Origin of the sequence: Citrobacter sp. Ct235, assembly GCF_030332305.1 — a bacterium.
Taxonomy (GTDB): domain Bacteria; phylum Pseudomonadota; class Gammaproteobacteria; order Enterobacterales; family Enterobacteriaceae; genus Citrobacter_A; species Citrobacter_A telavivensis.
Genome location: NZ_JAOWIC010000049.1, coordinates 1,180,954 through 1,193,860 on the forward strand (window position 1 = coordinate 1,180,954; position 12,907 = coordinate 1,193,860).

The window sequence follows — 12,907 nt, forward strand, 5'->3', positions numbered from 1 at the left end:
CCCTTGAGAGTGATAATCATTTTTAATGTGAGAATTAACCTATCACATAAAATAAAGTAGATGAATAAAATATCGGTCATAACGCCAATTACTTGAGTGTTGTTTCAATACGCGTATTTCGCCCAGGGAAATGAACTCATAGTCATGCGTATGATATTAATATTTATGCATGCCCACTCGCCCGAAATGGGATAATCCCGGGCGAGTGGAAGCAAACCGATTATTGCAGCAGAAACTTCTCAAGAAACTGACGCGTTCTCGGCTGCTGTGGATTGGCAAACAGCGCTTTGGCAGGGCCCTGTTCCACTATTCGCCCCTGATCCATAAATATCGCCCTGTCCGCGACATCACGGGCAAAGCTCATTTCATGGGTCACAATCACCATAGTGCGTTTTTCCTGCGCCAGTTGGCGGATAGTGCTCAGCACCTCGCCCACCAGCTCAGGATCGAGCGCAGAGGTCGGTTCATCGAACAGGATCACTTCCGGGCGCATCGCCAGCGCCCGGGCAATCGCCACACGCTGTTGCTGCCCACCGGACAAGCGCCGCGGATAGCTGGTCTCCTTTCCGGCCAGCCCCACTTTCGCCAGCAGTTCCCGCGCCCGCGCCACCGCCTCCTCTTTACCTTCACCCTTCACGATAACCGGACCTTCAATGATGTTCTCCAGTACCGTCCGGTGGGGGAAGAGATTAAAGCTCTGGAACACGAAGCCGACATGCTGACGCAACTGACGAATAAGCGTTCTTTGCTGACTCAGCGAACGCGCTGTATCAATGGTGATATCACCCACGGTGATCGTACCCGCTTCCGGTTGTTCCAGCAGATTTATACTGCGCAACAGCGTTGTTTTTCCTGAGCCGCTGGGACCGATGATCGCGACGACCTCTCCCGCCTGCACTTGCAGGTCGATGCCGTGCAGCACCGTCTGACCATGGAATTTCTTGACCAGGTTTTTTACGTCGATCGCACTCATTTCGGCTCTCTCTCCTGGCGGTTCAGTTGATTTTCAAAGTAGTTCTGCAACGAAGACAGTACGGTTGCCATGATCCAGTAGATCAGCGATGCCGCCAGATACATGGTGAATACTTCCAGCGTACGCGACGTGATCAACTGCGCCTGACGGAACAATTCTGGCACCTGAATAGTTGCCGCAAGCGACGTGTCTTTCACCAGGCTGATAAAACTGTTACTCAGCGGCGGCAGCGCCACCCGGGCAGCCTGCGGTAAAATGGCGCGGCGCATCGTCTGCCATGGCGTCATCCCGATACTGGCAGCCGCTTCCCACTGCCCTTTGTCAATCGAGGAAATCGCCGCACGCAGGGTTTCAGCAGCATAGGCCGCCGTATTGAGCGACAGGCCAATCATCGCAGACGGAACGGGATCCAGCTCAATACCAAACTGCGGCAGACCGTAATAGATCATAAACAGTTGAGCAATCAACGGCGTACCACGAAAAATGGAGATATAAAAACGCGCCAGCCAGCGCAGAGGCAGCAGCGGCGACAGGCGCATCAGCGCGAGGATAAAACCCAGCAGCAGGCCGAAGAACATCCCGCCAATACTTAGCTGCAGCGTAAACACGGCCCCTTTGAGCAGATACGGCAGGGAATCAATAACCAGTTGGATACTTTCTTGCATGAGCTTATCCGAAAATTACACGTGTGGATGGTAGGCAAACAGCGCGGGCGCCCCACCAGTATGAATAAAGAGGATTGGGCCTTCGTCTTTAAAGCGTTTCTGGCTGATTCCGTCAATCAGTCCGGCCATCGCTTTTCCGGTATAGACCGGGTCGAGAAGGATCCCTTCCAGACGCGCCAGCAGCTTCACGGCCTCCATCCCCTCTTCATTTGGCGTGCCGTAGCCGGGCGCATAGTAGTCATCCCACAGCAAAATCTCCGCCGCCGCCGTCAGTTCCAGCTCGCGGGCGATAGCCTGTTGCAACACCACCACTTTCGGCTTTTGTTCGGCTACGCTGCGCGAGACCGTTACGCCAATCAGATCCACATCCGGCATCAGTTGCTCCAGACCAATTGCCAGCCCGGCGTGCGTTCCCGCGCTACCGGAGGCCACTACCACCGAAGAGAGTTGTACGGCGCCTTCACACTGCTGAGCTATCTCCAGCGCACTTTCAACATAACCTAATGCCCCCAGCGCGTTTGAACCACCAACCGGTATGATATAGGGACGAAAACCCTGCGCTTCGACTCGGGTGGCCAGCTCCAGCAACTGCGCGTCCGGCTGGTTTAGCGCATCACACATTTCGACCTGCACGTTGAACAAGTCCAGCAGCAGCCGGTTACCGTTGGTGAGATAGTTTTCCGCCGTGGTGCCAATGGGGTTTTCCAGCAGCGCCACGCAGTGCAGTCCCAGCTTCGCCGCGACCGCCGCCGTCTGGCGCACGTGGTTAGACTGAATCGCGCCTGCCGTGATCAGCGTATCTGCGCCTTCGCGCAACGCATCTGCTGCCAGGAACTCCAGCTTGCGCAGCTTATTACCGCCCATCGCCATCGGTGTCACATCATCGCGTTTGATGAAAATATCCCGTCCCAGATAGTCAGAAAAACGCGGCAGGTATTCAAGCGGTGTCGGCGCGCCGATAAATTCCAGACGCGGAAAGCGTGTCAGGTTGTGCAGTGGCATAAAGCCTCCAGGTATTCGTTGTTGTGATGTTCTTTTTATTATGCACGTTCAAACGCATGAAATAAAAAAGGCGCTGATTAAAGCGCCTTTTTTTTCTTACTGTTCGGACTATTTCGTTACATCCGCGCCAAACCACTTCTCAGAAAGCGCCTTCAGCGAACCGTCCTTCTGCATTTCGGCGATGGCTGCGTCCACCGCTTTCAGCAGATCGTCGTTGCCTTTACGCAGCGCAACGCCGGACTCCTGACGGGAGAATGCTTCACCGGTAACCGCCAGCGTATCTTTGGTCTTTTTAACCAGATCCAGCGCCGCCAGACGATCCACCAGAATCGCATCGATACGGCCTACGCGCAGATCCTGATATTTCGTCGGATCATCATCATAAGTCCGAATGTCAACGCCCTGGACGTTCTGACGCAGCCACTCTTCATAGTTGGTACCCAGACCCACGCCAACTTTTTTATCTTTCAGATCGGCGGCCGTTTTAATCGCGCCTTCATTGCCTTTTTTCACCAGCGCCTGGATACCGGAAACGGTATAAGGGGTAGAGAAATCATATTTCTTCTTACGCTCATCGGAGATGGTGACCTGATTGATAACCACATCGATGCGTTTAGAGTCCAGAGAGGCCAGCATCCCGTCCCATTTGGTCGGTTTTAGCGTCGCTTTCACGCCCAGATGCTTTGCCAGCTCTTCGGCAAATTCCACTTCAAAGCCGGTCAATTTACCGTCATCGCCCTGGAAACTGAACGGAGGATAGGTGCCTTCCAGCCCCACCAGCAGCGTCCCGCGATCTTTGACCTTCTTCAGCAGACCTTCATCTGCAAACGTTTTTGCGCTCATTCCCGCGACAAGAGCCACTGCCATCACGCCCATCAGCGCCTGGCGTCCCAGAAGTGCTAATTTCATATTTACCCCGAATGTTGTTATGAATGCCCGTAGTGTAGAGCGTTTATCGGTAACGACATAAATCACTCTGCTACATCTTATTCATTTTTAATATATATCAGAAGTCATCCGGAGGGAGGATTTCTGTTGCTGTTCGGGATGGGCATGCGCTTTATATTGCGCGTACTTACGTAGCGCGATGCGATAGTTGTTGGTACTGGTCTCCGGCAGCCACGGCGCCAGATTTTCATCAAGGTAGCCGTCCTGGAGCAGATCGTGAGAAATCTTCTGTTCGCTAAGATGATTACCGAGGCGGCGCAGACGGACGACATACTCGCGCACGGTCCCGTGGCTCATTTCAGTTTGCTCAAATAAAAATTGTTTAAAACCAATGATGTCGAAGAAATCACTCTGCGTTTTGCAGTGTAAATCACCGCAGAAACGGCAGAGTGCCACCCACTCTTTCTGCTCCTGTTGCCAGGCGGCTTCATCCATGAGCGTGTCGAGGCGGGAAATGGCGATTTTGTTGACTATCTGCCCTTTGCGCACCAGCGTGATGCGATCCAGTAACTTATGGCAATGGGCGCAATGCGTCTGGCTGTGTTTAAAGTCTTTGAGGTAGCGGCTTAGAGGCCGTCTTTTTGATTGCTGCACCGTCATGAGAACTCCTGGTAGTTAATACGTTGTGCGGCATTTTTCAGCGCCGACAACGTCGTTCGCTATAACTTACCCAGCTTCGTGCGTAACCGTTTTATGGCCTGACTGTGCAACTGGCTGACCCGTGACTCCCCGACATCCAGAACCGCGCCAATCTCTTTGAGATTGAGTTCTTCCTGGTAATAGAGCGTGAGCACCAGTTGTTCGCGTTCCGGAAGTGCTTCTATGGCATCCATCACGCGCTGGCGCAAATTGCTCTCAAGGAGCTGTTGTAACGGGTTTTCCTGCTGGTGCTCTTCTGTCACCAGCTCGATACTATCGCCATGCTCTTCCCGCCACTCGTCATAGGAGAAGAGTTGGCTGTTGTTGGTATCAAGCAACATCTGACGATATTCTTCTACAGGAATCGCCAGTCGCTCCGCGACCTCGGTTTCCGTCGCATTGCGTCCTAATTCCTGTTCCAGTTGCCCCATCGCCTGTGCCACTTCGCGGGCATTACGCCGGACACTACGCGGCACCCAGTCACGGCTGCGTAGTTCATCCAGCATCGCCCCACGAATACGCTGCACTGCGTAAGTGGTAAATGCCGTTCCTTGCAGAGCGTCATATCGGTCAACTGCATTCAATAACCCGATACCGCCCGCCTGTAGCAGATCGTCCAGTTCTACGCTCGCGGGCAAACGCACCTGCAGGCGCAACGCTTCGTGACGCACCAGCGGTACATAACGCTGCCACAGCGAGTGTTTATCCATTACACCTTCAGCGGTATACAGTGAATTCACGATAAACAGCCCTGCGTTAAATGAGTTATCGGCATGATTATCCGTTTCTGCAGAGCGTTCTATCGGCAGAATAATGTAGGAAAACAGCTGTTATTTAAGGGTTTTATTTTAACTCTTTGAATAACATAGGGTTTTATAACTAAACACAAATTTCGATTAACGTTGCGTTTTCGCTAAAAAAACCTAAAGCCGTTATCAAGATTTTGAAAATGGCCTGACCGCTAAATTTTTTCCAAATAGTCACGCTATCTTTTCCACATCACTTTCCACGTTACTGAAGGCGTAGCTGCGTATAATTTCCACAATATTGCGTTGATCAACGTCTGAAAGTTCAGGGAACATGGGTAGGCACAATATCTGTTCCGACATCTTCGTTGCTGCAGGAAGGTTCTGTGCAGCCGCCGAAGGCAAGTGTCGGTACATGGAAAACGAACTGATCAATGGATAAAAATAACGTCTACCGTGATAACCAGCCGCTTTTAAAGTGTCATATAAGGCATCACGACTTATTGGGTATTGCGTATTTACAGTGATCGGAAAATAAGCATGATTCCAGTCAACATTCTCAGTAGCTGAAAACACGTTAATCCCTGGAACATTTTGCAATAACGCACAATAGCGATGGTATTTTTCACGTCTTTTTTGCAACGCATCATCGATATGCCCTAACTGTACTAGGCCAAACGCAGCCTGAACCTCGTTCATTTTGGCGTTGATACCGGGTGCCACCACCGTCGTTTCACCAGCAAAGCCAAAGTTTTTTAGGTAATCAATGCGTTGTTTCATTCCAGCATCAGGGCAAATAATCGCGCCGCCCTCAAAAGTATTAAACACTTTCGTCGCATGAAAACTTAAAATGGAAAGATCGCCATACCGCAAAATGCTTTGGTCATCTTTCTTAACACCAAAAGCGTGAGCAGCATCATAAATAACTTTAAGCCCCCAGGCGTTCGCTATCTCCTGAATTCTTTCAACCTCACACGGTAGACCGTAGCAGTGAACAGGTAATATTGCAGTCGTTGCAGGGGTAATCAACTTTTCAATTTGTGCAGGATCGATATTACAGGTTACGGGATCGATATCGGCAAATACCGGCGTCAATCCATTCCAGAGTAACGTATGCGATGTCGCTACGAATGAATAAGGAGTTGTAATCACTTCACCTGTGATCTTTAACGCCTGAAGTGCGGTGAGTAATGCCAGAGTGCCGTTTGAAAAAAGACACAAATGTTCAACGCCGAGATATTCAGCGAGCGCCAGTTCCAGCTGTTGATGGAATGGGCCACCGTTGGTCAACTGCTTGTTGGCCCATATTTCCTCGAGATAAGGAATGAACTCTTCAAGCGGAGGAAGTAATGGGCTGGTAACAAATACCGGTTCTTTCATAGTCACTCCCAGAGAGACAACGCTCTGCTGTTAATAATCCCTTCAGCATAACGTTGCCTCTTCTGATTCAATGACCAGAATACCCTTGCAATTAGGCGCTATTTATTGAAAAACTCCGGGTGTTATTCGGTTCAACCTCTTCTGATACGCTGAATGACGAAGGCGTTTCACCCCGACAGTAACGTCCCCAGGCCTCCCTGACGGCGCGTTGTAAATACACCGCCGGAGAGCCGCCACGTAAACTTTTGCGTCGGATACGATCACGCATACCCAGTCGAAGCATATTGAGACCATCAATATTGTGGGCAATCTCCAACGCACGGGTAATGTACTCGTGGGTCGAGGTTACAACAAATTGATCGAGATCGAATTGACGCAAGTTAGAAGCCCCCTGCCGGGAGACAAAGGTTTCTCCCACCATCGTCAGGCTCGGCACGCCCATTTGTAGCGCAAAGTTGGTGGTCGTTCCGCCTGGATACGGGAATGCATCCAACAACATATCAACCTCAGCATGCATATGCAGGTATTCAGACACTCCTGTTCTTTTCCTGAAAATCAGTTTATCGCTCTCCACGCCCAGATCAGCGAAACGCTGTTTATAGCGAGCAATCATGGCCTCATCGACCATATTACCGATGAGCATCTGCGCGCTTCCGTGTTGCAGTAAAACTTCAGCCCAACAGGCCAGTACGTCATCATTGATCTTATTCGGTCGGTTAAAACTGCCAAATGTAAACCGTCCATTTATCAGTGCAGGCGTTGGCGTGACATCCGGGGCATTCTGGAACAACGTAAATTGTTCATTAAAGGGGAGATGAATAAGCGCTTCGGTGAACTGGTTATCCAGTTCACCCGGTTGTGACATCTTATTGTGTGCAAGATAGTAATCCATCTGCGAGAGCCCCGTTGTTCCGGGATAGCCCAGGAATGACATCGATACCGGTGCAGGGCGCAATCCGAATGCCTGTAAACGGTTGAAATTCGTGTGTCCAGAAAGATCGATAAGCACATCAATTTGGTCGTCATTAATCTGCCTTGCAAGCTCGACCTGGCTTAAATGAGCAACCGAACGCCAGACAATCGTTTTTTCTTTGAGACGTTCAGAAATACCGTCTTCTTTGCTATAGGTATGATATGCAATTAATTCATAGGTCCCGGTATCAAACGTCAGCCAGATTGGCAAAATAAAATTACTTACCGGATGATTACGCAAATCCCCGGAAACAAAACCAATGCGTAATTTGCGCTCAGGATCGCGAGTTTGCGGATACTGAAAAGTGACATTTTGTTGCTTCACCCATTGCGTCACCCGCTGACCGTACCGGCAATGTTCTTTAAATACATAATCGGCACTGCTGGTATGATGATGCAGTAACGCGAACAGGTAGTTAGTCATGTAATTTAAATCGGACGGTGCAAGTTCACTGGTTTTACGTAACCACACCAGTGCCTCATCCTGGTTTGACTGATCGGCGCATACATTCCCCATCAAGGAGGATGCCATCACGTAACCCGGCTCAATAGTCATCGCCTTTTCAAGGTAGCCGCGCGCCTGTTCAAGTTGGCCCTTTTCCATCGTAATTCGGGCAATAAATGTCCAGAGTTTGTAGTTATTGTCATCGAGTCGTAAGCAACGCCACGCCAGTTTTTCAGCGTGCCAGTTGTTCTCAAGCTTAATTAGCAGCATGACAAACTGCTGATAGTACGGTAACGCGCGTGCCTCGAGAGTAAATACATGCATAAACGCATCCAGCGCTTTAGCATGATCCTGCATGCCCAGATAGGTCTGCGAGAGTTGATACCAGATACCCGGATTTTCGGGATCCGTCTGTTGCAGTTCCTGCATATAGCGCAACGCCTGCTGATATTCATGACGGCCAAAGAAAGCGTTCACTTTCTTCATTTGCTTGCTGTCGAGGTATTCACGCCCCGCTTGCGGGGAAAACGCATTACGACGGGAACCCATCGGATCAAAAAGCGAACCACTGAAGAGAAGAAGTGGGCCAATAACGCCAATACTTTCCTCAATATCCTGAACCAGTAACGTTTGTTGATAGTATTTTTGCCACGCCTGTGGCGATCCCATTAACAACCCTTTCTGACGCAGATTCTCTACATGTCGATAGTTTTCTGCATCAACCTTAAGCACAGGCTGTCTGAGCAATGCCGTCTCCTCCGGCGTAATTTGCACTGTCTCATACCAGAAATTGAATAACGTATCAGCCAACTGTTCAGAGCCCGCCAGCGCCAGAATGCTCTTATGAACGCTCACAGTGCTAGCACGGTTGCGTTGCCAGGCGTCAGCACCTTGACAACCGTGCAGCGCTGGAATGCCCTTTATGAACAATGTACGCATCACGCGCATAATCGCCCGGCGATGCGGGGCAATCTCCTCTCCAGGTATGGCGGTCTGCGCCACAATATCGTCAAATGAGAGGCTGTAGGGCCACGCTTCGCCTAAGAGATCCAACACCATTAATGTCAGCGGATGACTAATTTGCAGAAGCTTACCGTCATTGGTAATGTGACCGGTAGTGCCCTCTTCATGCGAAAAGAAGCGACGGAAATTTCCCGCCCAGTTCAAATACTCAAGCGCATCAAGGTCTGGCGCTGATTTCACATGCGTCTTGTGCGCTGCGGCAACCAGCAGGCTAAAACGTTCGCTGCGATTGGTGGCAAAATCAAGATACTGCTGACGCAACACCTTGTTTTCCTGCGGGCAGATAGTGTTGAGCATAACCGGCACATTATCGCCGTAATATTCAGCCATCTCAGTCCAGGGCTGGGCATCGCCGAGATAGCAAAGTGCGTTCTGCTCGACCATCTGATTAAAATCAACCAAGTAACTGGCCTCGTTCATACCGCTTAAATAGCGCAACGCCAGACGAGTATCACTGAGCGTCTCTACCGCATTCAGCGCGGATTTCAGTGGGCTATTATCGGGGCCTGTCGAACCAAGAGACAGAAATGTGGCCATCGCCCGGGCGCTGCTCACCTGTTCTTCAATTGTCGTTGCAAGGCTACTGTGCAGCAACATCGCGTCTCTTAGCGTTTCATCATGGCGCGCGCCAGGATGGCACGGCCAGCGAATCGCAATCACGCCTTGTGCTGAAAGGTTTTGGCGACACCAGGCCACAATGACCTGACGACTATCCTGATCCAGATAGGTCAAATCTCCCTGCACAAAAATATAATCCTGGGGCCCGACATCCCGTTCAATGAGCTGATTTAATGACAACGCGACGAGCTGAGCATTGTCCGCACCGGCTATCTGACACAGCATTTCCCCCTGCTCAATACTCTCATCATTGATATCAATGCCAATGACCTGGGCGGCAGGATTGGCAAGGGCAAACGGCAGCAGCTCATCACCACGCCCGCAGCCTAAAACCAACACGCGCGCCTTGTAGGCTGGCACGCATTCAAATCCATATAACGAGGCCATTGCACCAATATGTTCAGGATTTGTCAGGGGATCTGGATGCAAACTCAGAGGAGTAACCAAAGAGCGTGAGGTCTCAATGACTTCGAGGGTCGTCATACGCCGTTCCTGTTATGTCGAACAATTTGCTTAACTATATAAAGGTAACGCCCTAATCAATACGATAAGCACAAGGCTCTGAAGGGGCTATTTCCATCATTGCATAAAACAAAAAAGCCAACCCGAAGGTTGGCTTTGAACTGCAAAGCGGTATTAACGCAGCAGAGACAGTACGTTCTGCGGAACCTGGTTAGCCTGAGCCAGTACAGAAGTACCAGCCTGCTGCAGGATCTGCGCACGAGACATGTTAGAAACTTCGGTCGCGTAATCAGCGTCTTCAATACGGCTACGAGCAGAAGACAGGTTGTTTACGGTGTTACCCAGGTTGGTGATGGCTGATTCGAAACGGTTCTGAATCGCGCCCAGAGAGCTACGGAATTCGTCAACTTTAGCCAGAGCCTGGTCAATTTTGTCCAGCGCACCAGACGTTGCACCCGTGGTCATACTCTTGAAGCTCAGTGCATCGGTATCGATGGTGAACGAAGCATTAGTCGGAGTAGTGGTATCAGCAGCCTGCGGATCCAGAGCCACGTAGAAGCTGGCGCTAGAACCGTCAGCGATTTCGAAACCATTCGCTTTCAAGTTGTTGGACTCAGCAGCACTGCCTGCAGACACGGTCACTTTCGCGAACAGGTTGCCTTTTTCATCTTTGTAAACAGCAGCATCATCAAATGCAACGCTTGTGGTCGCAACACCCAGGCGAGTAGCCAGAGCATTAGTCGTTTTCTCTGCAACAGAGGCGTTAGCAACCTGCGTCGTGTCACCGTAGAAGCTTTTGAAATCTGCAGCAGTTGCCGCTTCAATGTCACCTTTAGGACCGTTAACGTTGAAGCTATCCAGCCCCAGCGTTTTAGAGGTGATTTCCTGCAGGTTGATATCGATGGTTTCGCCATCGTTAGCACCCACCTGGATGGTCAGAGTCTGATCTTTGCTCAGGATTTTGGTGCCGTTAAATTGAGTCTGGCCGGATACGCGGTCGATTTCGCTCAGACGCTGTTTGATTTCGTCCTGGATAGAAGAAAGGTCGGAACCAGAGTTAGAACCGTTAGCAGCCTGAACTGACAGTTCACGGATACGCTGCAGGTTGTTGTTGATTTCGTTCAGAGAACCTTCCGTTGTCTGAGCAACAGAGATACCGTCGTTAGCGTTACGAGAAGCCTGAGTCAGACCTTTGATGTTAGACGTAAAGCGGTTAGCAATCGCCTGGCCAGCAGCATCATCTTTCGCGCTGTTGATACGCAGACCGGAAGACAGACGTTCGATAGCAGAGCTCAGGGTGCCCTGAGATTTGTTCAGATTGTTTTGGGTCAACAGCGACAGGCTGTTTGTATTGATGACTTGTGCCATGATCTTTTCCTTATCAATTTACATCTTGATGTTATTGGGCTGTTGCCCACGGTTTCTCACCGTAACCCATGTATCGGCACCTCAAATTCAATCTTTAGAAAATTTTTAGTTTTCGGGATCTTTTTTTTAGTCCACGAAATACCCTCTTTATACGTCATTATTCCACTTATTATTTTCCTCTAAATATCATTAAACTTTGCCTCCAGATTGCCGATAACGCGGTTAACTACTGTTTGCAATCACAAGGAATAAGGCATGGCTTCATTTACATCATTAGGCGTAGGTTCAAACTTACCGCTGGATACATTGCTGACGAACCTGACCACTGCTGAAAAAAAACGTTTAACACCAATTACACAGCAGCAAAGTGCAAATACAGCGCGCCTGACGGCATATGGAACGCTAAAAAGTGCATTAGAAAAATTTCAAACAGCCAATACTGCACTGAATAACGCAGACTTATTTAAAAGCACAAAAATCACCAGTAGCTCAACGGATCTGGGGGTTGCCACGACCGCAGGGGCATCGCCGGGTCTGTACACCGTTAGCGTCACGAAGCTGGCGCAGGCGCAGTCATTGACAACCGATCTGGATGTTAGCTCGCAAAAAGATAAATTAGGCGATCTGACCGCCGGTACCCGTACGCTGACAATTGAGCAAAAGGGTCGCGAAAAGCCATTAGAGATTACGCTGACGAACGATCAGACGTCCCTGGAAGGGATTCGTGATGCCATTAATGATGCAGACAGTGGCATTTCGGCAAGTATTGTAAAAGTCAAAGAGGGTGACTACCAGTTAGTGTTAACGGCGGAAACCGGTACGGACAGCCAAATGACGATTTCCGTCGACGGCGACAGCAAGTTGAGCGATCTGTTGGCATATGACAGCACCACTGGCACGGGCAATATGAAGCAACTGGTTGCCGCTCAAAATGCCAATTTAACGGTCAACGGCATTGATATTGAACGTCAGAGCAACACCATCACTGACGCGCCGCAAGGGGTCACATTAACCCTGACTAAAGAAGTGACCGATGCCAAAGTCACGGTAACCAAGACCAATGATAAATCTACTGAAGCTATTAAAGCGTGGGTTGATGCTTACAACGCCCTCATTGATACCTTCGGCACACTGACCAAATACACGGCGGTCGATCAGGGCGCGGAAGAACAGGATTCATCAAATGGCGCACTGCTAGGCGACAGCGTAGTACGTACGATTCAGACAGGCATCCGCGCACAGTTTGCGAACGGTAACAGTTCATCGACATTCAAAACGCTGAATGAGATCGGCATTACCCAAGATGGCGCAACCGGTAAATTGAAAATTGATGATACTAAGCTGAAAAAAGCACTGGATGAAAACACGGCTGCCACTCGTGAGCTGTTGGTTGGCGATGGTAAAGAAACCGGAATCACCACCAAAATTGCTGAGCAGGTAAAAAGCTATCTTGCTGATGACGGCATTATAGATAGTGCACAAGACAATATTAATGCCACGCTGAAAAAGCTGACCAAACAGTATTTGGCTGTCAGTAGCAGTATTGACGATACAATCGCACGGTATCAGGCTCAGTTCACCCAACTGGATACCATGATGAGCAAGTTGAATAACACCAGTAGCTATTTAAGCCAGCAATTTACTGCGATGACCAGTTCCTGATAAC

The 12,907-nt window shown here is 49.9% G+C and carries 10 protein-coding genes; 1 reads left to right on the forward strand and 9 read right to left on the reverse strand.

Annotated elements, in window-relative coordinates:
• Positions 1 to 220 precede the first annotated feature (220 nt).
• The 9 genes from tcyN to OGY35_RS22795 form a co-directional block, all read right to left on the reverse strand.
• Positions 221 to 973, reverse strand: coding sequence for an L-cystine ABC transporter ATP-binding protein TcyN (gene tcyN, locus OGY35_RS22755; RefSeq protein ID WP_152403987.1), 753 nt, complete (start codon positions 971 to 973; stop codon positions 221 to 223).
• Positions 970 to 1,638, reverse strand: a complete 669-nt coding sequence (tcyL, locus tag OGY35_RS22760) for a cystine ABC transporter permease (RefSeq protein ID WP_042318310.1) — start codon at positions 1,636 to 1,638, stop codon at positions 970 to 972. The genes tcyN and tcyL overlap by 4 nt, the downstream gene beginning before the upstream one ends.
• 15 nt (positions 1,639 to 1,653) lie before the next feature.
• Positions 1,654 to 2,640 carry a D-cysteine desulfhydrase gene (gene dcyD / locus OGY35_RS22765; RefSeq protein WP_286633519.1) on the reverse strand — a complete coding sequence of 329 codons (987 nt, stop codon included), beginning with the start codon at positions 2,638 to 2,640 and terminating at the stop codon, positions 1,654 to 1,656.
• A gap of 108 nt (positions 2,641 to 2,748) precedes the next feature.
• Complete coding sequence (gene tcyJ / locus OGY35_RS22770) at positions 2,749 to 3,549, reverse strand: cystine ABC transporter substrate-binding protein (protein ID WP_152403981.1); 801 nt, start codon at positions 3,547 to 3,549, stop codon at positions 2,749 to 2,751.
• Between the two features lie 87 nt (positions 3,550 to 3,636).
• Complete coding sequence (gene fliZ, locus OGY35_RS22775; RefSeq protein WP_152403980.1) at positions 3,637 to 4,188, reverse strand: flagella biosynthesis regulatory protein FliZ; 552 nt, start codon at positions 4,186 to 4,188, stop codon at positions 3,637 to 3,639.
• Between the two features lie 59 nt (positions 4,189 to 4,247).
• Positions 4,248 to 4,967, reverse strand: a complete 720-nt coding sequence (locus tag OGY35_RS22780) for an RNA polymerase sigma factor FliA (RefSeq protein WP_042318303.1) — start codon at positions 4,965 to 4,967, stop codon at positions 4,248 to 4,250.
• Positions 4,968 to 5,207: 240 nt separating this feature from the next.
• A complete protein-coding gene (locus OGY35_RS22785; RefSeq protein ID WP_286633520.1) occupies positions 5,208 to 6,353 on the reverse strand; it encodes a DegT/DnrJ/EryC1/StrS family aminotransferase in 1,146 nt (381 codons plus the stop codon).
• Between the two features lie 91 nt (positions 6,354 to 6,444).
• Positions 6,445 to 9,894 (reverse strand): O-linked N-acetylglucosamine transferase family protein, encoded by a 3,450-nt coding sequence (locus OGY35_RS22790; protein ID WP_286633521.1) that lies wholly within the window; start codon positions 9,892 to 9,894, stop codon positions 6,445 to 6,447.
• Positions 9,895 to 10,047: 153 nt separating this feature from the next.
• Entirely contained in the window at positions 10,048 to 11,241 is a 1,194-nt protein-coding gene (locus OGY35_RS22795) for a FliC/FljB family flagellin (RefSeq protein WP_286633522.1), read from the reverse strand.
• A gap of 255 nt (positions 11,242 to 11,496) precedes the next feature.
• On the opposite strand from OGY35_RS22795, the gene fliD reads away from it, so the two are divergent.
• A complete protein-coding gene (gene fliD / locus OGY35_RS22800) occupies positions 11,497 to 12,903 on the forward strand; it encodes a flagellar filament capping protein FliD (protein ID WP_286633523.1) in 1,407 nt (468 codons plus the stop codon).
• Positions 12,904 to 12,907: the final 4 nt, after the last annotated feature.

Bases quoted from the DNA above. Each gene is read 5' to 3' on its own strand.
- tcyN (WP_152403987.1), bottom strand. From the start codon at position 973: ATGAGTGCGATCGACGTAAAAAACCTGGTCAAGAAATTCCATGGTCAG.
- tcyL (WP_042318310.1), bottom strand. From the start codon at position 1,638: ATGCAAGAAAGTATCCAACTGGTTATTGATTCCCTGCCGTATCTGCTC.
- dcyD (WP_286633519.1), bottom strand. From the start codon at position 2,640: ATGCCACTGCACAACCTGACACGCTTTCCGCGTCTGGAATTTATCGGC.
- tcyJ (WP_152403981.1), bottom strand. From the start codon at position 3,549: ATGAAATTAGCACTTCTGGGACGCCAGGCGCTGATGGGCGTGATGGCA.
- fliZ (WP_152403980.1), bottom strand. From the start codon at position 4,188: ATGACGGTGCAGCAATCAAAAAGACGGCCTCTAAGCCGCTACCTCAAA.
- OGY35_RS22785 (WP_286633520.1), bottom strand. From the start codon at position 6,353: ATGAAAGAACCGGTATTTGTTACCAGCCCATTACTTCCTCCGCTTGAA.
- OGY35_RS22790 (WP_286633521.1), bottom strand. From the start codon at position 9,894: ATGACGACCCTCGAAGTCATTGAGACCTCACGCTCTTTGGTTACTCCT.
- OGY35_RS22795 (WP_286633522.1), bottom strand. From the start codon at position 11,241: ATGGCACAAGTCATCAATACAAACAGCCTGTCGCTGTTGACCCAAAAC.
- fliD (WP_286633523.1), top strand. From the start codon at position 11,497: ATGGCTTCATTTACATCATTAGGCGTAGGTTCAAACTTACCGCTGGAT.